General features: G+C 73.1%; 18 protein-coding genes, 1 tRNA gene and 2 pseudogenes. 5 read left to right on the forward strand and 16 right to left on the reverse strand.

Annotation, left to right across the window (positions count from 1 at the left end):
- A partial coding sequence (locus tag ACW0Q9_RS05595; RefSeq protein WP_456178861.1) for a CBS domain-containing protein occupies positions 1-635 on the reverse strand: 635 nt, incomplete at its 3' end.
- Between the two features lie 174 nt (positions 636-809).
- On the opposite strand from ACW0Q9_RS05595, the gene galE reads away from it, so the two are divergent.
- Together galE and galK are read left to right on the forward strand one after the other, a co-directional pair.
- Entirely contained in the window at positions 810-1,793 is a 984-nt protein-coding gene (galE, locus tag ACW0Q9_RS05600) for a UDP-glucose 4-epimerase GalE (RefSeq protein ID WP_456178862.1), read from the forward strand.
- Positions 1,790-2,956, forward strand: a complete 1,167-nt coding sequence (galK, locus tag ACW0Q9_RS05605; protein ID WP_456178863.1) for a galactokinase — start codon at positions 1,790-1,792, stop codon at positions 2,954-2,956. The genes galE and galK overlap by 4 nt, the downstream gene beginning before the upstream one ends.
- A gap of 59 nt (positions 2,957-3,015) precedes the next feature.
- Here galK and ACW0Q9_RS05610 read toward each other — a convergent pair whose 3' ends face one another.
- The 9 genes and pseudogenes from ACW0Q9_RS05610 to ACW0Q9_RS05650 all read right to left on the reverse strand — a co-directional run bounded on the left by ACW0Q9_RS05610 (position 3,016) and on the right by ACW0Q9_RS05650 (position 11,390).
- Complete coding sequence (locus ACW0Q9_RS05610; protein WP_456178864.1) at positions 3,016-4,320, reverse strand: sulfate adenylyltransferase subunit 1; 1,305 nt, start codon at positions 4,318-4,320, stop codon at positions 3,016-3,018.
- Complete coding sequence (gene cysD / locus ACW0Q9_RS05615; RefSeq protein ID WP_355663682.1) at positions 4,320-5,231, reverse strand: sulfate adenylyltransferase subunit CysD; 912 nt, start codon at positions 5,229-5,231, stop codon at positions 4,320-4,322. Before cysD ends, ACW0Q9_RS05610 begins: the two co-directional genes overlap by 1 nt.
- An 80-nt stretch (positions 5,232-5,311) precedes the next feature.
- Positions 5,312-6,145 (reverse strand): inositol monophosphatase family protein, encoded by an 834-nt coding sequence (locus tag ACW0Q9_RS05620; RefSeq protein ID WP_357903452.1) that lies wholly within the window; start codon positions 6,143-6,145, stop codon positions 5,312-5,314.
- A 75-nt stretch (positions 6,146-6,220) separates the two neighbouring features.
- Complete coding sequence (gene pth / locus ACW0Q9_RS05625) at positions 6,221-6,811, reverse strand: aminoacyl-tRNA hydrolase (protein ID WP_456178865.1); 591 nt, start codon at positions 6,809-6,811, stop codon at positions 6,221-6,223.
- Positions 6,812-6,908: 97 nt separating this feature from the next.
- Positions 6,909-7,601 (reverse strand): 50S ribosomal protein L25/general stress protein Ctc, encoded by a 693-nt coding sequence (locus ACW0Q9_RS05630; RefSeq protein ID WP_456178866.1) that lies wholly within the window; start codon positions 7,599-7,601, stop codon positions 6,909-6,911.
- A gap of 297 nt (positions 7,602-7,898) precedes the next feature.
- Entirely contained in the window at positions 7,899-8,879 is a 981-nt protein-coding gene (locus ACW0Q9_RS05635) for a ribose-phosphate diphosphokinase (protein ID WP_091260632.1), read from the reverse strand.
- A 52-nt stretch (positions 8,880-8,931) separates the two neighbouring features.
- Positions 8,932-10,458: pseudogene (gene glmU / locus ACW0Q9_RS05640) on the reverse strand (bifunctional UDP-N-acetylglucosamine diphosphorylase/glucosamine-1-phosphate N-acetyltransferase GlmU).
- Positions 10,459-10,531: 73 nt separating this feature from the next.
- A tRNA-Gln gene (locus ACW0Q9_RS05645) sits at positions 10,532-10,602 on the reverse strand.
- Positions 10,603-10,649: 47 nt separating this feature from the next.
- On the reverse strand, positions 10,650-11,390 hold the full coding sequence (locus tag ACW0Q9_RS05650) for a resolvase (RefSeq protein WP_456178867.1): 741 nt from the start codon (positions 11,388-11,390) through the stop codon (positions 10,650-10,652).
- Positions 11,391-11,511: 121 nt separating this feature from the next.
- On the opposite strand from ACW0Q9_RS05650, the gene ACW0Q9_RS05655 reads away from it, so the two are divergent.
- Both ACW0Q9_RS05655 and ACW0Q9_RS05660 read left to right on the forward strand, forming a co-directional pair.
- Positions 11,512-12,483 (forward strand): acyl-CoA desaturase, encoded by a 972-nt coding sequence (locus tag ACW0Q9_RS05655; RefSeq protein WP_456178868.1) that lies wholly within the window; start codon positions 11,512-11,514, stop codon positions 12,481-12,483.
- 41 nt (positions 12,484-12,524) lie between these two features.
- Entirely contained in the window at positions 12,525-13,211 is a 687-nt protein-coding gene (locus ACW0Q9_RS05660) for a TetR family transcriptional regulator (protein WP_456178869.1), read from the forward strand.
- A 7-nt stretch (positions 13,212-13,218) separates the two neighbouring features.
- Here ACW0Q9_RS05660 and ACW0Q9_RS05665 read toward each other — a convergent pair whose 3' ends face one another.
- The 6 genes from ACW0Q9_RS05665 to ACW0Q9_RS05690 form a co-directional block, all read right to left on the reverse strand.
- A complete protein-coding gene (locus ACW0Q9_RS05665; RefSeq protein ID WP_456178870.1) occupies positions 13,219-13,692 on the reverse strand; it encodes a DUF4383 domain-containing protein in 474 nt (157 codons plus the stop codon).
- Between the two features lie 115 nt (positions 13,693-13,807).
- A complete protein-coding gene (locus ACW0Q9_RS05670; protein ID WP_456178871.1) occupies positions 13,808-14,263 on the reverse strand; it encodes a DUF4383 domain-containing protein in 456 nt (151 codons plus the stop codon).
- Between the two features lie 93 nt (positions 14,264-14,356).
- A complete protein-coding gene (locus ACW0Q9_RS05675; protein WP_456178872.1) occupies positions 14,357-16,156 on the reverse strand; it encodes an ABC-F family ATP-binding cassette domain-containing protein in 1,800 nt (599 codons plus the stop codon).
- A gap of 80 nt (positions 16,157-16,236) precedes the next feature.
- A complete protein-coding gene (locus tag ACW0Q9_RS05680; RefSeq protein WP_456178873.1) occupies positions 16,237-17,190 on the reverse strand; it encodes a 4-(cytidine 5'-diphospho)-2-C-methyl-D-erythritol kinase in 954 nt (317 codons plus the stop codon).
- An 83-nt stretch (positions 17,191-17,273) separates the two neighbouring features.
- Positions 17,274-18,143: a 16S rRNA (adenine(1518)-N(6)/adenine(1519)-N(6))-dimethyltransferase RsmA gene (gene rsmA, locus ACW0Q9_RS05685; protein WP_456178874.1), complete on the reverse strand. Its 870-nt coding sequence runs from the start codon at positions 18,141-18,143 to the stop codon at positions 17,274-17,276.
- Positions 18,144-18,156: 13 nt separating this feature from the next.
- Positions 18,157-19,053: a TatD family hydrolase gene (locus ACW0Q9_RS05690; RefSeq protein WP_456178875.1), complete on the reverse strand. Its 897-nt coding sequence runs from the start codon at positions 19,051-19,053 to the stop codon at positions 18,157-18,159.
- Between the two features lie 82 nt (positions 19,054-19,135).
- Here ACW0Q9_RS05690 and ACW0Q9_RS05695 point away from each other — a divergent pair.
- Positions 19,136-20,312 (forward strand): annotated as a pseudogene (locus ACW0Q9_RS05695) (hypothetical protein).
- Positions 20,313-20,345: the final 33 nt, after the last annotated feature.

Raw genomic sequence — 20,345 nt, forward strand, 5'->3', positions numbered from 1 at the left:
CCGACCAGCTCCTCGACCAGGTCCTCGCAGGTGACGATGCCGGCGGTGCCGCCGTACTCGTCGACCACCACGGCCAGGTGGTGGCCTTCCCGGCGCATCTCGGTGAGCGCGGCCAGCACCCGTTTGCTGCCGGGGAGACGCTTCACCTCGCGGGTCAGCTCGCCGACCGTGGCGCGCGGGTCCCGATCCGGGCGCAGCAGCACGTCCCGCAGGTGGACGAAGCCGGCCACGTCGTCGTGGGTGCCGTCGACCACCGGGTAGCGGGTGTGCGGCTCGGCCCGGACCAGCCGCTCGGCCTCGGCCAGGGTGAGCCCGGTGGCGAGGAAGACCACCTCGGTGCGGGGCACCATCACCTCGCGGACCAGGCGCGCGCCGGCCACCAGCACCTCGTCGATGATCCGCCGCTCGTCCGCGTCGAGCAGCGTGTTGGCCGCCACCAGGTCGCGCAGCTCGGCCTCGCTGATCCGTTCCCGGCCGGCCGTCGGACTGGCCCCGAGCAGGTCGGTGACCAGGCGGGTGGCGCCGTCGGCGGCCCGCACGACGAGCCGGGCCACGCTCCGGGCCACGGGTCCTGGTTCACGTCTGGGCCGCCCCGACGAGCGTCGCCGGGGCCCGGGACCAGCTCCCTCCCGCATGACAAGGATGGTAGACAGCGCACGCCGGGCGGCTCGGGCGATGTTCGGATCTGTTCAATCATGAAGGATTGTGATGGAATAGCGGACGGCCTCACTCGCAGCCACGGCACAGCCCGCGGCCTTAGGGTGATCACGGACGGCCGCCGGGGCACGCGGCCAGGCAGGAGGACCGACGTGAAACTGCTCGTCACCGGCGGCGCCGGCTACATCGGCAGCGTGGTGACCCGGATGCTGCTGGACCACGGTCACCAGGTGACCGTCCTGGACGACCTGCGCACCGGCCACCGGGAGGCCCTCGCCCCCGAGGCGACCCACGTCGACCTGCCGATCCACGAGGCCGCCCGGGTGCTCACCCCGGAGGCCGGCTTCGACGGCGTGCTGCACTTCGCCGCCCTGATCGCCGCCGGCGAGTCGATGGTCAAGCCGGAACTCTACTGGCAGACCAACACCGTCGGCTCGCTCGCCCTGATCGACGCGGTCCGCGCCGCGCGAGTGCCCCGGCTGGTCTTCTCCTCCACCGCCGCCGTCTACGGCAACCCCACCGTGCTGCCCATCCCGGAAACCGCCGTCAAGGCCCCCACCAACACCTACGGGGCGACCAAGCTGGCCGTCGACATGGCGCTGACCTCCGAGGCGGTCGCGCACGACCTGGCCGCCGTCTCGCTGCGCTACTTCAACGTGGCCGGGGCCTACCGGCACGACGGTCGGGCCATCGGCGAGCGGCACGACCCCGAGACCCACCTCATCCCGCTCGCCCTCGACGTGGCCGCCGGCCGGCGCGACAAGCTCCAACTCTTCGGCGACGACTACCCCACCGTGGACGGCACCTGCGTCCGCGACTACATCCACGTCCAGGACCTGGCCCGCGCGCACCTGCTGGCTCTCGACGCCGCCACGGCGGGCCGGCACCGGATCTACAACCTGGGCAACGGCAACGGCTTCACCAACCGGCAGGTGATCGAGGTGGTCCGCGAGGTCACCGGGCACCCGGTGCCGGTCGAGGTGGCGCCGCGTCGCGAGGGCGACCCGGCCGAGCTGGTCGCCTCCTCGGCGCTGGCCCGCGCCGAGCTGGGCTGGGTGCCGGAGAAGCCCACCCTCGAGGACATGGTCGGCGACGCCTGGGAGTTCTACCGCATGCACATCCTGGGAAACCGGTGAGCGGCGCCGGCGACGTCGCGGCCCGCGCCACCGCCGGCTTCCGGCAGCGGTACGGCGCGGAGCCCGCGGGCCGCTGGGCGGCGCCCGGCCGGGTCAACCTGATCGGCGAGCACACCGACTACAACGACGGCTTCGTGCTGCCCTTCGCGCTGCCGCTGCGTACCGTCGTCGCCGCGGCGGTCCGGGACGACGGGCGCTGGACCGTCTGGTCCGAGCTGGACGACGAGCCGGTGGAGTTCGGGCCGGCCGAGGCCGACGAGCCCGGCCGGGTCGACGGCTGGGCCGCCTACGTGGCCGGGGTGGTCTGGGCGCTGCGCGCCGCCGGTCACGCCGTCCCCGGCGCCCGGCTGGCCATCGCCTCCGACGTGCCGGTCGGTTCCGGGCTCTCGTCGTCGGCGGCCATCGAGGCGGCGGTGCTCGCCGCCCTGGTCGAGCTGGGCGGGCTGGACCTGCCCGCCGACCGCTGGCCACGGCTCGCCCAGCGCGCCGAGAACGACTACGTCGGCGCGCCAACCGGGATCATGGACCAGTCCGCGGTGATCCGCGGCCGGTCCGGTCACGCGCTCTTCCTGGACTGCCGCACCGAGGCGGTCGAGCAGATCCCGTTCGACCTCGACGCCGCCGGGCTGGCCGTGCTGGTGGTCGACAGCCGCGCCCCGCACCGGCACGCCGACGGCGAGTACGCCGCCCGCCGCAAGTCCTGTGAGCGGGCCGCCAAGGCGCTCGGGGTGGCCGCGCTGCGCGACGTCGCCACCGCCGACCTGGACGCCGCGCTGGCCCGCCTCGACGACGCCGAGACCCGCCGCCGGGTCCGGCACGTGGTCACCGAGGACCAGCGGGTGCTCGACACGGTCGAGCTGCTGCGCGCCGGCCGGGCCCGCGACATCGGCCCGCTGCTGACCGCCTCGCACGCCTCGATGCGGGACGACTTCGAGATCACCGTGCCGGAGATCGACACCGCGGTCGAGGCGGCGCTGGCCGCCGGGGCGTACGGGGCACGGATGACCGGCGGCGGGTTCGGCGGCTGTGTGCTCGCGCTGGTCGACGCGGACGCCGCCGACGCCGTGGCGGCCGCCGTGGCAGCCGCGTACGCCGACCGCGGCTTCGCCGCGCCGGGCACCCGCACCGTCCTTCCCGCCGGCGGCGTGGCCCGCCTCGACTGAGTGCGACGAAGGGCCCCTCGTCCTGCTGACGAGGGGCCCTTCGCGACGTGCGGGTTGGGTCAGCCGGCCTCGACGATCATGCCGGCGCCGACGGTGCGGTTGGTGCTCTCGTCGATGATGACGAAGCCGCCGGTGGTGCGGTTGCGGCGGTACTCGTCCGCCAGCAGCGGCACCGTGGTGCGCAGCCGCACCCGGCCGATCTCGTTGAGCTTCAGCTCGCCGGCCGTCTCGTCGCGGTGCAGCGAGTTGATGTCCAGCCGGTAGTGCAGGCCGCGCACGATCGCCCGGGCCGAGCGGGTGGTGTGCTTGATGGCGTACTTGCCGCCGACCTGGAGGGGGCGGGTCTCGTCCATCCAGCAGATCATCGCCTCGATGTCCTGCGCGACGGTCGGGGCGTTGTTCGGCCGGCAGATCATGTCGCCGCGCGAGATGTCGATCTCGTCGGCCAGCCGGACGGTCACCGACATCGGCGGGAACGCCTCGTCCACCGGGCCGTCGGCGGTCTCCACCGCGGCGATCCGGCTGGTGAAGCCCGACGGCAGCACCATCACCTCGTCGCCGGCCTTGAGCACGCCCGAGGCCACCTGGCCCGCGTAGCCCCGGTAGTCGGTGACGGTGGTGGACTGCGGCCGGATCACGTACTGCACCGGGAAGCGGACGTCGACCAGGTTGCGGTCCGAGGCGATGTGCACCCGCTCCAGGTGGTGCAGCAGCGACGGGCCCTCGTACCACGGCATGTTGTCCGAGCGGGTGACGATGTTGTCGCCCTGCAGCGCCGAGATCGGCACCACGGTCAGGTCCGGCACGTCGAGCTTCGCGGCGAACGCGGTGAACTCGTCGGCGATCTGCTCGAACACCTCCTGCGACCAGTCGACCAGGTCCATCTTGTTCACGCAGAGGACCAGGTGCGGCACCCGCAGCAGCGAGCAGAGGAAAGCGTGCCGCCGGGACTGCTCCACCAGGCCCTTGCGCGCGTCCACCAGGATCAGCGCCAGGTCGGCGGTGGAGGCGCCGGTGACCATGTTCCGGGTGTACTGGATGTGCCCCGGGGTGTCGGCGATGATGAACTTCCGCCGCGGCGTGGCGAAGTAGCGGTACGCCACGTCGATGGTGATGCCCTGCTCCCGCTCGGCGCGCAGGCCGTCGGTGAGCAGCGCCAGGTTGGTGTACTCGTCGCCCCGGGCCGCGCTGACCGCCTCCACGGCGGCGAGCTGGTCGGTGAAGAGCGACTTGGTGTCGTACAGCAGCCGACCGATCAGGGTCGACTTGCCGTCGTCGACGCTGCCCGCGGTGGCGAACCGCAGCAGGTCCATCGGCCGGGCCGACGCGTCGGCCTCGGCCGGCGCAACAGTCTCGACGCTCATCAGAAGTAGCCCTCCCGCTTGCGGTCCTCCATGGCGGCCTCGCTGACCCGGTCGTCGCCGCGGGTCGCGCCGCGCTCGGTGATCCGCGTGGCGGCCACCTCCTCGATCACCTTCTCCACCGTGTCGGCGTCCGAGCGGACCGCCGCGGTGCAGGAGGCGTCGCCCACGGTCCGGTACCGCACCTGGGCCTTGAACGGCTGCTCACCGGCGCGGCCCCGGAAGAACTCGTTGACCGCGTAGAGCATGCCGTCGCGCTCGATCACCTCGCGCTCGTGCGCGTAGTAGATCGACGGCAGCGGGATCCGCTCCCGCGCGATGTAGTGCCAGACGTCCAGCTCGGTCCAGTTGGAGAGCGGGAACACCCGGATCGACTCGCCCGGGTGGTGCCGGCCGTTGTAGAGCGCCCACAGCTCGGGGCGCTGGTTCTTCGGGTCCCACTGGCCGAACTCGTCGCGGAAGCTGAACACCCGCTCCTTGGCCCGGGCCTTCTCCTCGTCCCGGCGGGCGCCGCCGAACAGCGCGTCGAAGCGGTGCTTCTCCACCGCGTCGAGCAGCACCGGGGTCTGGATCCGGTTGCGCATGCCGTCGGCCGACTCGCGCACCAGCCCCTTGGCCAGGGCCTCCGGCACGCTGGCCACGATGAGCTGCAGACCCAGCTCGGCGACGCGCTGGTCCCGGTATTCGAGAACCTCGGGGAAGTTGTGCCCGGTGTCGACGTGCATCACCGGGAAGGGGATGTTGGCCGGGGCGAACGCCTTCTGGGCCAACCGGAGCATCACGATCGAGTCCTTGCCGCCGGAGAAGAGCAGCACGGGGCGCTCCATCTCGGCGACGACCTCGCGCATCACGAAGATGCTCTCCGCCTCGAGCGCGTCCAGGTGGGACACCTGGTACGCCGCGGGGGCCGTCATGACACGAACTCGATTCGCTCGGATCCGCACATCGGGATTCCAGACCTTTCCGGTCGGACTCGTGAAGAAGAACGCTCAGGCTACCCGGAATGCCGCTGCAGCGCTGCAAGCAACCGGCTGGCGAGATCCTTGCGGCAGACCAGCAGGTCGGGCAGGCGTGGGTCGGCCTCGTTGTATTTCAGCGCAGATCCGTCGATCCGGGAAGCGTGCAGTCCGGTGGCCGTCGCCACAGCGACCGGAGCGGCCGAGTCCCACTCGTACTGACCGCCCGCGTGGATGTACGCGTCGACCTCGCCGGTGACCACAGCGGCGATCTTCGCGCCCGCCGAGCCCATCGGAACGAGATGCGCGCCGATGTCCTCTGCCAGATCGGACAGGAAAACCGGCGGACGGCTACGACTGGCCGCCAACCGGATGGTCCTGGCGCCGCCCGCCGTGGCGGCCTCCAGGGTCATCGGCGGGTACGCCGGCGGGTAGTCCGTGCCCAGCACCCGGTGCTGCGCCGGCAGCCCCACCGCGCCCGCGACCAGACCGTGCGGCGTCGGCGCGCTGCGCGCCCAGAGCGCCACGTGCACCGCCCAGTCCGAGCGGCCCTCCTCGGCGAACTCACGGGTGCCGTCCAGCGGATCGATGATCCACACCCGGTCCGCGTTCAGCCGGGACACCGCGTCGCTGCTCACCTCGGCCGTCCAGGCCAGCCGGGAACCCTCGTCCTCCTCCGACAGCACCGCATCCGCCGGCCGCCACTTCGCCAGCTCGGTGCGGATCAGGTCGTGCGAGACCTTGTCCCCGGCCGACTTCAGCGCCCCCGCGTCGGCGAAGCCCAGCTCCGCGCGCAGGCCCATCAGCGCCTGCCCGGCCCGCGCCGCCAGCCACCGGGCGAACGCGCCGTCGATCATCGGAGGACTGCCCATGGTGTTCCCGCTCCCGTCGCCCGCCTGCGCACGTCAGAGAGGCGCAGACTACCGGCCCGGACCCCGCCTGGCGCCTCAGGCGCCGTGGTACAGGTTCTGCGTCGGCTCCACACCCTTGGTGACCACCGACTCCACCACGTCCGCCGCCCGGTCCACCAGGAACTCCAGTTCCTTGCGCTCGGCGGCGGAGAAGTCCGACAGCACGTAGTCCGCCGGGTCCTGCCGGCCCGGCGGCCGGCCGATCCCGAACCGCACCCGCACGTAGTCCTTGGTGCCCAGCGACTTCGACATCGACCGCAGCCCGTTGTGGCCGCCCTCGCCGCCGCCGCACTTCACCCGCAACTGGCCGTACGGGATGTCCAGCTCGTCGTGCACCGCGATCACCCGCTCCGGCGGGATCTTGTGGAACTGGGCCAGCCCGACCACCGGCCCGCCGGAGAGGTTCATGTAGGTCAGCGGCTTCACCAGCACCAGCTTCGGGCCGCCGAAACCCAGCCGCCCCTCGGCGACCTCGGCCACCGCCCGCTTGTGCCGGCCGAACCTACCGCCCACCCGGCCGGCCAGCAGCTCCGCCACCATGAAGCCGACGTTGTGCCGGTTGCCCGCGTACTCCCGACCGGGGTTGCCCAGGCCGACCACCAGCCACGGCCCCGCCTCGTCCGTCACGCCACGTCCCTTCCGCTCCGCCCCACGACCCGTCCCCCATACGCCGACAGGCGCCCCCGGGAAACCGGGGACGCCTGTCGCACAGCCTGCGGGCCGATCAGGCCTCGGTCTTCGGCTCCTCGGCAGCCGGCTCGCCCTCGGCCGGAGCACCCTCCGGAGCCTCGGCGGTCTCCTCGCCGACCTCGGCCTCGGCCTCCTCCTCGGCGACCTCGACCTCGGGGAGGGTGGCCTCGAGCTGCTCGGCGGTCGGGGCGGCGGTCACCGTGGCGACCGGCATCTCCGCGTCCGCGGCCAGCTCGACGCCGGCCGGCAGCGCCACGTCGGCGGCGGTGATCTGGGTGCCGGGCTCGGCGCCCTCGATCGACGCCTCCAGGTGGTCCGGCACCTTGGTGGCGTCGGCGGTCACCGAGAGGGTGTCGTGGTCGTGCACGATCAGGGTGTCCTTCGCGGCCTCACCGGTCAGCTCGACCGGGACCTCGACGGTGACCTTCTCGCCCCGGCGGACCAGCAGCAGGTCCACGTGCTCGAAGGTGTCCTTGATCGGGTCACGCTGGATCGCCTTCGGCAGCGCCAGCACCTGGGTGCCGTCGCTGACCTCGATCGCGAAGAGCTGGTTCGCACCGCCCTTGCGGATCGCCGCGGCGAACTCACGCGCCGGGAGCGCGATGTGCTTGGGCTTCTCGCCGTGGCCGTACAGCACGGCGGGCACCTTGCCGGCCCGGCGGGTACGACGGGCACCACCCTTGCCGAACTCGGTACGGGGCTCGGCGCTGATCTTTACCTCGGACACGGGGAAACTCCTGATGCTTTCGCTGCGGCGGCTTGTCGTCTTGCGGTGCTGGGCGAGGGGCTCGCTGGGGCTCAAGGTCATGAACGACCGCCCGGAGCACCGCGTCGATGACGGCGCCTCCGTGCGGTGCTTTTCAGCGGCCCGCCGGGCACCCTCGCCGTGGCAACCGCACCAGTCTACCCGAGCGATTTCCGCGCCATCCGGCAGTCCCCATATCACCGCCGACCACACCTCGCAGGCCGGTTTTCCGACCGGCGGCGACCGTCCCGGACGGCCGCCGCCGGCAGGAGCCGGAACTCAGCTCAGGCCACCGAACAGGGTGGTCACCGAGCCGTCGTCGAAGACCTCCCGGATCGCCCGGGCCAGCAGCGGGGCGATCGAGAGCACGGTGAGCTTGTCGAGCTGCTTCTCCGGCGGCAGCGGCAGCGTGTTGGTCACCACGACCTCGCTGATCGGGCTGTTCTTCAGCCGCTCGGTCGCCGGATCGGACAGCAGCGCGTGGGTGGAGGCCACCACGATCTCCGCCGCGCCCGACTCCTTCAGGATGTCGGCGGCCTTGGTGATCGTGCCACCGGTGTCGATCATGTCGTCGACGATCAGGCAGACCCGGCCCTCGACCTCACCGACCACCCGGTTCGCCACCACCTGGTTCGGCTTCAGCGGATCCCGGGTCTTGTGGATGAAGGCCAGCGGGCAGCCACCCAGCCGGTCCGTCCACCGCTCCGCCACCCGCACCCGGCCCGAGTCCGGCGCCACCACCGTCATCGGCCGGCCCGCGTACTTGTGCTCCACGTACTCGGCCAGCACGTCCATGGCAAACAGGTGGTCCACCGGGCCGTCGAAGAAGCCCTGGATCTGCGCCGTGTGCAGGTCCACGGTCAGGATCCGGTTCGCGCCCGCGGTCTTCAGCAGGTCGGCAACCAGCCGGGCCGAGATCGGCTCCCGGCCGCGGTGCTTCTTGTCCTGCCGCGAGTAGGGGTAGAACGGCAGGACCACCGTGATCCGCTTGGCCGAACCGCGCTTCAGCGCGTCGACCATGATCAGGGTCTCCATGACCCAGGTGTTGACCCCGTGCGTCACGGACTGCACCACGAAGGCGTCCGAACCGCGTACCGAGTCCTTGAAGCGCACGAAGATCTCGCCGTTGGCGAAATCGTAGGAGTCGGAGGGCGTCGGCGCGACGCCGAGCACCTCACCGATCTCCTTGGCCAGCTCCGGAAAACCCCGTCCGGAGAAGAGCATCAGGCTCTTGCGGTTTTCGGCGACGATGCTGCCCATGGGCCCGTCTGCTCCCGTATGTCGGTGGTTCCCGGCCGCGTGGAGCCGGGGACTATTCGGTTGCAGTATCCCCCGGGTTCACCGGTCCTCCCACGGTCTCCGGCCCCCCGTGGATTCAGTCACCTTCGCTTGCGGCTCCGGCAGACTCCGACGCACCCTCGCGGGCCCGCTGCGCCGCCTCCGCGGCCGCCGTGCCGGACCGCTTGCGCAGCACCCAGCCCTCGACGTTGCGCTGCTGACCCCGGGCCACCGCCATGGCGCCCGCCGGCACATCCGAGATGATCACCGAGCCGGCCGCCGTGTACGCCCCGTCGCCCACCCGCACCGGCGCCACGAACATGTTGTCCGCCCCGGTACGCGCGTGACTGCCGATGGTGGTGTGGTGCTTCTTCACCCCGTCGTAGTTGACGAACACCGTCGCCGCGCCGATGTTGCTGTGCTCGCCGATCGTCGCGTCCCCCACGTACGACAGGTGCGGCACCTTCGAGCCCTCGCCGATCGCGGCCTTCTTCGTCTCCACGAACGTGCCGACCTTCGCCTTGCGGCCCAGCCGCGACTCCGGCCGCAGGTACGCGTACGGCCCCACGCTGGCCTCCGGGCCCACCTCAGCGCCCACCGCGTGGCTGCGGACCACGCTGGCGCCCGCGCCGACCGTGGTGTCCACCAGCGTGGTGTCCGGGCCGACCAGCGCGCCCGCGCCGACCACCGTCGCGCCCTGCAGCTGGGTGTTCTGGTCGATCACCGCGTCCCGCTCGACGGTCACCGTCACATCGATCCAGGTGGTGTGCGGGTCCAGGATGCTCACCCCGGTGCGCATCCAGCCCTCGTTCACCCGGTCCCGCAGCAGCCGGCGCAGCGCGGCCAGCTCGACCCGGTCGTTGCAGCCCAGCGTCTCCACGTGGTCGGCCGCGCAGTGCACCGCCACCGGCTCCCCCGCATCCCGGAGCAGGCCGAAGACGTCGGTCAGGTACTCCTCGCCCTGGTCGTTGTCGGTGGAGAGCTTGCCCAGCGCGTCCCGTAGCCGGGCCACGTCGAACGCGTAGATGCCCGCGTTGATCTCCCGCAGCGCGCGCTGCTCGGCGGTGGCGTCGCGCTCCTCGACGATCTGCGCGAGCTGCCCCTCGGCGTCCCGCACGATCCGGCCCAGCCCGGTCGGGTCGGGCACCTCGGCGGCCAGCACGGTCGCCGCCGCGCCGGCGCCCTCGTGCGCCTCGACCAGGGCCGCCACCGTCTCCGGCCGCAGCAGCGGCACGTCTCCGTTGATCACCACGACGGTGCCCGCAGCCTCCGGGACCGCGTCCAGCGCGATCCGGACCGCGTGCCCGGTGCCGAGCTGCCGCTCCTGGAGCACCGGGGTGGCCGCCGGGGCGGTCTCGGCCAGGTGCGCGCGCACCTGGTCGGCGCCGTGGCCGACCACGACCACCGTGCGGTCCGCGCCCAGCGGCGCGGCCGCGGCCAGCACGTGACCGAGCAAAGTACGACCGAGCAGCGGGTGCAGCACCTTGGGCAGGGCCGACTTCATCCGCTTGCCCTCACCGGCGGCGAGCACGACAACGGTGCGGAGGCGGGGCTGGGGCACGACGTGGCTCCCGTCGGGACGGCGACAGTCTCGCGGCCATGCTAACCACGCGACCGGACGCAAACAGCAGAAGCTCCCGGGAGAGGATTCGAACCCCTATAATCAGGACCAAAACCTGACGTCCTGCCATTAGACGACCCGGGACGGGCGAAAACGGGCAAAAGGGAGCCCGCTCGGCGGCTGCCTACACCTTACCGGTCGCGAGGTGGATCCTCATCGGTCATTCCCTTCATGATCCCCTCGATCTTCCAGTAGACCCGGCTCGCCCCGACGACGTGGACCGTCAGGCAACCGCGGTAGTCGGTGCCGACGTTCTTGCGGGTGGTGAGCGGCTGGTGCCGCTTCAGCGTGGTGCGCTGGAACCGCTCGGGTGGCACGCCGACCAGCTTTGCCCACCAGCGCACCGCCGCCGGCGCGTCGGCGGTCTCGTGGATGCTCACCCGGTAGCGCCGGTCGGCCGGCGGCACGCCGAGCGCGTCGAGGAAGCGCAGGAAGAGCGTCACCAGCATCGGATCGCTGTTGACGAACTTGATTCGGCAGTCGTGCGGACGCCAGGGCTTGGCCTTGCCACCCTCGCACCAGTAGATCGCCGCGCCGATCAGCACCAGCTCCCGGTAGCGCAGCTGACGCACCCAGCCGGCGGCCGCCGCGACAGTGTCGGCCCGGGCCGCGTCGCGGGCCGCCCGGTGCGCGCTCCACTGGGCGTCGGCGCGGGCCCGCTGACCCGCTCGGCGTCGCCGCAGCACCAGCTCCGGATCGAGCGGCAGGTGCCGGGTCCAGAGGTAGGCGGTCGACTTCGACACCCGCAACCGCTCCGCGATCTCGCCGACCGGGCAGCCCTCACGCCGCAGCAGGAGGGCCTTCGCGTACAGCTCCGGCTTGCGTCCCCGGTAGGGGCGAGGGGCGGTGGCGGGAGTCTCACGGTCGGTCACGTACGCAGGTTAGGACGGGCGTACGACAGCTCCGTCCATCGACGGAGCGACGTGTCCGCTGCGATCTAGCACGCTCCTGGTTACGGTGACGTAGGCGTAGCCCGTACCACTGGGAGGTGCCATGTCAACCACCCTGACCGGCCCGGACAGCGGGCCGAAGCCACTGACCCAGGGCCACCAGTCCCCGGGCATCCTGATCGCTCTCTGGGCCTTCGTGGTCGTCCCGTTCCTGGCCCTGCTGGCCGCCGTGCCGGTGGCCTGGGGCGGCTGGCTGGGCTGGACCGACGTGCTGGTGGCCGGGTTCTGGTACGTGCTGTCCGGCCTCGGCATCACCGTCGGCTACCACCGCTACTTCACCCACGGCTCGTTCAAGGCGAAGCCCTGGCTGCGGGCCGCCCTGGCGGTGGCCGGTTCGTTCGCCGTGCAGGGCGAGATCATCCAGTGGGTGGCCGATCACCGGCGGCACCACGCCTTCTCGGACCAGGAGGGCGACCCCCACTCGCCGTGGCGGTTCGGGGAGAGCATCGGTGGGCTGACCAAGGGGCTGTTCCACGCGCACGTCGGCTGGCTGTTCAACCGGGAGCTGTCGAACCGGGAGCGGTTCGCCCCGGACCTGCTGGCCGATCCGATCACCCGCCGCGTCGACCGGCTCTTCCCGCTGCTGGTGGTGGTCTCGGTGCTCGGGCCGGCGGCGATGGGCGGGCTGCTCACCGGGTCGTGGCGGGGCGCGCTGACCGCGTTCTTCTGGGGTGGGCTGGTCCGGATCGCGCTGCTGCACCACGTCACCTGGTCGATCAACTCGGTCTGTCACGTCTACGGGGAGCGCCCGTTCGCGGTGCGGCAGGGCGACCGGGCGTCGAACTTCTGGCCGTTGGCGTTGCTGTCGTTCGGGGAGAGCTGGCACAACCTGCACCACGCCGAGCCGACCAGCGCGCGGCACGGGGTGCTGCGGGGGCAGGTCGACCCGTCGGCGCGGGTGATCTGGCTGTTGGAGAAGGCCGGGGCGGCCTGGTCGGTGCGGTGGCCGAAACCGGAGCGGATCACGGCGAAGCTGGTGGAGCCGGGGCGGGTGCGCGGCCGGCCGGCGCGGTAACCGGTCGATGGGCGCGGGGCGGGTTTGGCAGGATGGGCCGGGTGACCGACGTTCCCGGCAGCGACGCCAGCACCGCCCGCCGGCGGGCCGTCCCGGCGGCGGCGAAGCCTTCCCGGGTACGGATGTCCGCGACCCAGCGGCGCGAGCAGTTGATCTCGATCGCCCGGCAGATCTTCGCCGAGCGAGGGTTCGACGCCACCTCGATCGAGGAGGTGGCGGCCCGGGCGAAGGTCTCCAAGCCGGTGGTCTACGAGCACTTCGGCGGCAAGGAGGGGCTCTACGCGGTGGTGGTGGACCGGGAGGTCCGCTCGCTGCTGGACCGGATCACCACGGCGTTGACGGCGGGGCATCCGCGGGAGTTGCTGGAGCAGGCGGCGTTGACCCTGCTGACGTACATCGAGGAGGAGACCAGCGGGTTCCGGGTGCTGGTCCGGGAGTCGCCGCTGATGTCGGCGACGGGCAACTTCAGCAGCGTGATGAACGACGTGGCGCACCAGGTGGAGCACATCCTGGGCGCGGAGTTCTCCAGCCGGGGTTACGACCCGAAGCTGGCGGAGCTGTACTCGCAGGCGCTGGTGGGCATGGTGGCGTTGATCGGGCGCTGGTGGTTGGAGGTGCGCAAGCCGCGGAAGGAGACCGTGGCGGCGCACCTGGTGAACCTGGCCTGGAACGGCCTGTCGCACCTGGAGGCGAAGCCGGGCCTGATCACCGTCCGCAAGCGGGGTTGAGCCGGGCTCAGCGGTGGGCCTCGGCGATGGGGTGCTCGCGGCGGCGGCGCTCCTCCGCGGCGTGCTCGTCGGTGCCGACCTTGTCGTAGAGGCCGGTGGCCAGCAGGATCAGTCCGAACACCAGCGAGACGAGGACGGTGGACATCGAGAAGTTGAGGAAGTTCGCCGAGGTCTGGAGCACGGCCATCATGAGGATGCCGGTGACCAGGAAGACGGCTCCGGCGGTCAGGTTCATGTAGTGGCCGAGGTTGCCGCGGCGGGACGCGCCGATCAGCAGGAAGGCGCCGAACACCACGGAGACCAGGGCGAACGCCAGGTTGGTGCGGAGGCCGAGTGCGGTGGTGCTTTCCCGGCTGAACAGGCTGTCGCCCCAGGTCTCGAAGACCCCCCAGACGCCGAAGACCAGGATGTAGAGGCCGATGAGCCCGGACAGCACCCGGTAGAGCGGCCGTGCGGGGTGGTTCACCGGGAAGTGCGCCATGGGAACCTCCGGTCAATGACTGGTTTGGCCCAATTGTCCCCCGCGCCGCCCGCTCCCGTCCCCGGAAAACGCCGAAGGCCCGGCGGGCGCCGGGCCTTCGGGGATGGCGGTGGGCTCAGAGCACCAGCCGGGCCTTCTGCCAGGCCTCGTGCTCGTCGTCGCTGCCGACCTTGCCGTACATGCCGGCCATCAGGAGCACCAGCGACAGGGTGAGCACCACGATGTCGGTCATGATCGAGAAGTTGAAGATGTTGGCGTCGGTCTGGAGGAACGCCAGCTCCGCCAGGCCGAGGGCCATCAGCGCGTAGGCCAGCCACTGGTTGATCGCCACGTCGAGGTTGCGGCCGATCACGGTGCCGACCAGGATCACGGCGCCGAGCAGGATCGCGAACATCGAGAAGCCGAGGTTGGTGCCCTGGCCGAGGACCTTGGTGTCGTCCTGGGCGAGGACGTCGTTGCCGGCGCTGGCGATGAGGCCGAGCACGCCGAAGACGACGAAGTACAGACCAACGAGCCCGCCGATCGCCCGGTAGACAGGCCGCGCGGGGTGGTTGACGGGGGTGTGGGCCATCAGTGCGTCTCCAAGACCGAACGGAAGAGGGGTCGCCTGCGATTGTCCCGCACGCCCGTCGGTGACGCCGCACACCCCCCACCCCGGGTCGGCTCAGCCGGCCGGCAGCTCCTCGGCGAGGGCCAGCCAGGCCTCCTCGGTGCGGTCCCGCTCGGCCCGGACCTCCTTGAGCTGGGCGTCCAGCTCGGCGACCTTGGCGTAGTCGGTGGCGTTCGCGGCGAGCTGCTCGTGCAGCGTCGCCTCCTTCTGTTCGAGCTTGCCGATCTGCCGCTCCAGCCGGCCGAGTTCCTTCTTCGCGGTGCGTACCTCGGCGGCGGAGAGGCCCTCGCGGGCCGGGGCGGCCGCGGCCGGGGTGAGGTCGGCGGGCGCCGGGCCGCCGCCGGCCGCGGCCCGGGCCAGGTACTCGTCGACCCCGCCGGGCAGGTGCACGAGCCGGCCGTCGCCGAACATCCCGTACGCGACGTCGGTGACCCGCTCGATCAGGTAGCGGTCGTGGCTGGCCACCACGATCGTGCCTGGCCAGGAGTCGAGCAGGTCCTCCAGCGCGGCGAGGGTGTCGGTGTCCAGGTCGTTGGTGGGCTCGTCGAGGAGGAGCACGTTGGGCTCGCCGGCGAGCAACCGCAGCATCTGGAGCCGGCGGCGCTCGCCGCCGGAGAGATCGCTGACCGGGGTCCAGAGCCGCCGGTCGTCGAAGCCGAAGACCTCGGCGAGCTGGGCGGCGCTGATCTCCCGGTCGCCGAGCTGCACCCGCCGGGCCACCTCCTCGACGGCTTCGAGGACGCGCAGGTGGCCGGGGAGCTCGGCGAGTTCCTGGGAGAGGAACGCGGCGCGGACGGTCTGCCCGGCGGCGAACGACCCGCCGTCGGGGCGGGTCACCCCGGCGAGCATCCGCAGCAGGGTGGTCTTGCCGGCGCCGTTGCGGCCCAGGACGGCGACCCGGTCGCCGGGGCCGACCTGCCAGGTGACGTCGTGCAGGATCTCCTTCGGGCCGGCGTGCAGGGTGACCTGGTCGAGGTCGTACACCTGCTTGCCGAGCCGGGCGGTGGCGAGCCGTTGCAGCGACATGGTGTCGCGCGGCTCGGGCACGTCGGCGATCAGCGCGTTGGCGGCGTCGATCCGGAACTTCGGCTTGGAGGTGCGGGCCGGCGCGCCGCGGCGCAGCCAGGCGATCTCCTTGCGGAGCAGGTTCTGCCGGCGGGCCTCGGTGGCGGCGGCGACCCGCTGCCGCTCGGCGCGGGCCAGGATCCAGGCCGCGAAGCCGCCCTCGTAGGCCCGGACGGTCTGGTCGGCCACCTCCCAGGTGGTGGTGCAGACGGCGTCGAGGAACCAGCGGTCGTGGGTGACCACGACGAGCGCGCCCTTGCGGGTGACGAGGTGCCGGGCCAGCCAGTCGACGCCGCCGACGTCGAGGTGGTTGGTGGGCTCGTCGAGGATGAGCAGGTCGGCGTCGCGGACCAGCAGCGCGGCGAGGGCGACACGGCGGCGTTCGCCGCCGGACATCGTCCCGACCGGCGCGTCGAGGCCGAGGTGGGGCATGCCGAGGCCGTCGAGGATGGCCCGGACGCCGGCGTCGCCGGCCCACTCGTGCTCGGCGCCCATGCTCTCGCCGAGCCAGGCGGTGCCGAGCACCACGTCCCGGACGGTGGCCTCGGGGGCGAGGTCCAGGGTCTGCGGCAGCCAGGAGACGCGCAGGTCGCGGCGGTGGGTGACCCGGCCGTCGTCGGGCTCCTCCTGCTTGGTCAGCAGGCGCAGCAGGGTGGACTTGCCGGCGCCGTTGAGGCCGACCACACCGATCCGGTCGGCGTCGTCGAGGCCGAGCGAGACGTCGGTGAGCAGCGGCCCGGCGGCGCCGTACCCCTTGGACACCCGGTCCAGGTTGACGATGTTGGCCACGTACCCACCTTTCATGATCAAGGCGCCCCGGTGCCCGGGACGCCCGCCGTCAAGGGTACGCGGACCGCGCCGGGCGGAGCTCAGACGATGCGGGCGCCGGCGACCGGACCGTGCGCGACCCGGGCCTCCCGGCAGACGCCGGCGGCCTCGAGGTCGGCGGCGATCCGCCCGGCGTGCGCCTCGTCGGTGGCGAGGAAGACGCAGGTCGGGCCGGAGCCGGAGACCAGGCCGGCGAGCGCCCCGGCCGCCTCCCCCGCCTTGAGCGTCCCGGCCAGCGACGGGCGCATGGTCAGCGCGGCGTCCTGGAGGTCGTTGCCGAGGGCGGCGGCGAGCACCCGGGGGTCGCGCTGGCGCAGCGCGCCCAGCAGCGCGTCGGTGCTGCCCAGCGGCTCCCCCGCGGCGCCGGCGTCGCGGAGCCGGTCCAGCTCCCGGTAGGCGGCCGGGGTGGAGAGGCCGCCGTCGGCGACGGCCACCACCCAGTGCCAGGAGGTGGGGCGGGCCAGCACCGGGCTGACCGCCTCGCCCCGCCCGGTGCCCAGCGCGGTGCCGCCGTGGATCAGGAACGGCACGTCGGAGCCGAGGTCGGCGGCGATCCCGGCCAGCTCGTCGCGGGACAGCCCGGTGCCCCAGAGCGCGTCGCAGGCGACCAGCGCGGCGGCCGCGTCGGCGCTGCCGCCGGCCAGCCCGCCGGCGAGCGGGATCTGCTTGCGCAGGTGCAGCCGGGCGTGCGGCAGGACACCCGCGTAGCCGGCGAGGGCGTGGGCGGCCCGGATCACCAGGTTGGAGTCGTCCAGGGCCAGCTCGCCGGCGCCCTCGCCCTCCATGGTGAGGGTCAGGGTGTCGCCCCGGCGGGCGGTCAGCTCGTCGTAGATGGAGATCGCGTGATAGACGGTGTTCAGCTCGTGGTAGCCGTCCCGGCGCAGCGGCCCCACCCCGAGGTGCAGGTTGACCTTGGCCGGCACCCGCACCTTCACCGGGCCGCTGGCCCCGCGCCGCTGCCCGTCCTCGTCGTCCGGTCGCCAGGCCTCGGTCACGGGGCGATGTCCCGCGGGCGCAGGCGGATGTCGAACGGCTTCTGCACGGTCAGCTCCTCGGCGGGGTCGGCAACGGCGCCAGCCTACTGGGCGACGGCGGAGGCGGCCGGGGCCGACGCGGCGATGGCGGCGAACTGCTCCACGGTGAGTGACTCGCCGCGTGCGCCGGGGTCGACGCCGGCGGCGGTGAGCGCCGCCGCGGCCCGGTCCGCGCCGCCGGCCCAGCCCGCGAGGGCGGCGCGCAGGGTCTTGCGGCGCTGCGCGAACGCCGCGTCGACGACCGCGAAGACGGCCTCCCGGGGTACGTCGGCGCGGGGCGGCTCGCGCCGGGTGAAGGCGACCAGCCCGGAGTCGACGTTCGGCACCGGCCAGAACACGTTCGGCGGGACCTTGCCGGCGGCCCGGGACCGGGCGTACCAGGCGAGTTTGACCGACGGGATGCCGTACACCTTGGAGCCGGGACCGGCGACGAGCCGGTCGGCGACCTCCTTCTGCACCATCACCAGGCCGTGGCGCAGGGTGGGCAGCTCGGCGAGCAGGTGCAGCACCACCGGCACGGCCACGTTGTACGGCAGGTTCGCCACCAGCGCGGTCGGCGCCGGGTCGGCCAGCTCGGCGGCGGTGACCCGCAGCGCGTCGCCGGGGTGCACGGTGAGCCGGGCGGCGTCCGGGCCGGCGAACCGCGCGGCGGTCTCCGGCAGCGCGGCGGCCAGGGCCGGGTCGAGTTCCACGGCGTGCACGTGCGCGGCCACCGGGAGCAGGGCCAGGGTGAGCGAGCCGAGCCCGGGGCCGACCTCCAGCGCCACGTCGTCCGGGGCGAGCCCGGCGGTGGTGACGATCCGGCGCACGGTGTTCGGGTCGTGCACGAAGTTCTGGCCGAGCTTCTTGGTCGGCGTCACGCCGAGCCGCGCGGCGAGTTCCCGGATCTCCGCCGGGCCGAGGAGACCGGTCACGCCGGGCATCCTTTCACCACGGCCCGAAGGCGCGCTCGCCGGTCGCGGAGATGGCCGCGCAGAGCTGGTCGAGGTCGGTCCCGGTGGTCTCGGCCAGGAACCGCACGGTCAGCGGGATCAGGTACGAGGCGTTCGGCCGCCCCCGGTGCGGCATCGGGGTCAGGTAGGGCGCGTCGGTCTCCACAAGCATCTGCTCGGGCGGGGTGACGGCGGCGGCCTCGCGCAGGGGCGTGGCGCTGCCGAAGGTGACCGTGCCGGCGAAGCTGAGCAGGTAGCCGCGGCGGACGCACTCGCGGGCGAAGTCGGCGTCGCCGGAGAAGCAGTGCAGCACCACGGTGTCGGGGGCGCCCTCGTCGTCGAGGACGCGCAGCACGTCGGCGTGCGCGTCCCGGTCGTGGATGACAAGCGCCTTGCCGTACCGCTTGGCGATGGCGATGTGCGCGCGGAAGCTCTCCTCCTGCGCGGCCCGCCCCTCGTCGCCGGTGCGGAAGAAGTCCATGCCGGTCTCGCCGATGCCGCGGACCCGGGCCCGGCCGGCGAGCGCCTCGATCTCGCGCAGCGCCTCGTCCAGGTCGGCCAGGCGGGGGGCCTCGTTCGGGTGCAGCGCCACGGTGGCCAGCACCGCGCCGTAGCGCTCGGCGACGTCGGCGCTCCACCGGGACGACTCGACGTCCACGCCGACCTGCACCAGCCGGTCCACGCCGACGCCGGCGGCCACCGCGATCGCCGCCGCCACCGGGTCGTCGGCCGGCCCGCCGGGCACACCGGCCTCGCTGACGGTGATGTCCAGGTGGGTGTGGCTGTCCAGCACGGGCACCGCCAGCGCCTCCGGGGCGGGCGGGAACTCACCGGCCCGGCGGGCGGCGCGCTGCTTGCGGGTTTCGGTCTGCTCGCTCATCGCGGCCAGCATCACACACCGCCACGGGCCGGCGTTTCCGGACCGCCACCGACTGTTCACCCGCGCAACATCTGCCGCGCCTACGGTCCGGGGCGTGACCGTCACTCCCCAGGCCAGCGGAGCCGCCCCCGAGCGGACCGGGCTGCGCGTGACGTACGACGGCCGCGTCCACCCGGCGGAGGAGATCGCCCGGGGCGCGGCGTACGAGCTGTTCAGCGCCGAGGAGGCGCCGGGCTTCGAGTGGGCTCCCCGGCCCGGGGTGGCCTACCCGTGGCGGAGGTTCGTGCACGTCACCGAGGTGAGCGCGGTGCACGGGGCGGCCGAGCCGACCGAGGACCTCGACCCGCCCCTGCTGATGCCGCTGCACCGGGAGCACGGCTGGGCGTACCTGCACCAGCTCAGCCAGCAGCCGGGCGCGGCCGGCGACCCGACCCTCGCGGCGGTGCGCGGTTCGGCGCTGATCCGGCCGGGCACCCGGATGGTGAAGGTGCTCTCCGCCCGCCAGCTCGCCGGCTACGTCCGGGGCCTGCTGCCGCACGGTTTCTGCCACCGGGAGCACGACGTGGCGCACCTGCGCACCCCGGCGGGGTTGGCGGTGCTGCGCGGCGACTCCGAGGGCGGCGACGTGGCGTACGCGCTGCGCTGGCGCGCCACCGACCCGGTCGACTACGACGTGCCGGTCGGCCCGGCGCACCAGGGGCTGACCGCCCTGCCGCCGCGGGACCGGCTCGGGCCGCCGGTGCTGGGCACCGGGTTCGTGCCCAGCAACGCCCAGCTCATCCCCGAGTTCGTCACCCGTGACTTCGCCGACCTGCCGATGCCGGCGAACGCCACCCTGCTCGCCTACCCGGCGGAGGGGGTGGAGGTGGTGCTCTACAGCTACCAGGCGGAGCAGCGGGGCTGGCTGCGCATGGTCGGCCCGCAGTGGCGCCACCTGCTCGCCGCGGTGCCCGGCCTCTCCCCCGACCAGGAGTACGTGCCGACCGGCGACGTGCCCCGCTCCACCCAGCTCGTCGGCGGGTACCCGGGCGGCCCGCTACCCGGTCGAGTCGGCGGCCCGCCGGCTGCGCTACGCCGCCTGGCGCGGGGTGCCCTGCCTGGTGCTCCGGGAGGAGGCGGGCTGGCTGCGGCTGCGGCTGTGCCGGCCGGACCCGGACGCGGTGGCCACGACCGGGGCGCAGTGCCACGAGCGGGGCGTCTACGAGACGTGGGCGCCGGGCGGGGAGCTGACCGACGACCGGGTGGTGGACCTGCCGTACCGGACGGCATAACCGGGGCCGGGTCGGGAAAGCGCGGGCGACCCA

Source organism: Micromonospora sp. I033 (assembly GCF_053890995.1).

Bases quoted from the DNA above. Each gene is read 5' to 3' on its own strand.
- ACW0Q9_RS05670 (WP_456178871.1), bottom strand. From the start codon at position 14,263: ATGGCCCACACCCCCGTCAACCACCCCGCGCGGCCTGTCTACCGGGCG.
- ACW0Q9_RS05690 (WP_456178875.1), bottom strand. From the start codon at position 19,053: ATGCTGGCCGCGATGAGCGAGCAGACCGAAACCCGCAAGCAGCGCGCC.
- ACW0Q9_RS05610 (WP_456178864.1), bottom strand. From the start codon at position 4,320: ATGAGCGTCGAGACTGTTGCGCCGGCCGAGGCCGACGCGTCGGCCCGG.
- ACW0Q9_RS05655 (WP_456178868.1), top strand. From the start codon at position 11,512: ATGTCAACCACCCTGACCGGCCCGGACAGCGGGCCGAAGCCACTGACC.
- ACW0Q9_RS05665 (WP_456178870.1), bottom strand. From the start codon at position 13,692: ATGGCGCACTTCCCGGTGAACCACCCCGCACGGCCGCTCTACCGGGTG.
- ACW0Q9_RS05620 (WP_357903452.1), bottom strand. From the start codon at position 6,145: ATGGGCAGTCCTCCGATGATCGACGGCGCGTTCGCCCGGTGGCTGGCG.
- cysD (WP_355663682.1), bottom strand. From the start codon at position 5,231: ATGACGGCCCCCGCGGCGTACCAGGTGTCCCACCTGGACGCGCTCGAG.
- ACW0Q9_RS05635 (WP_091260632.1), bottom strand. From the start codon at position 8,879: ATGGGCAGCATCGTCGCCGAAAACCGCAAGAGCCTGATGCTCTTCTCC.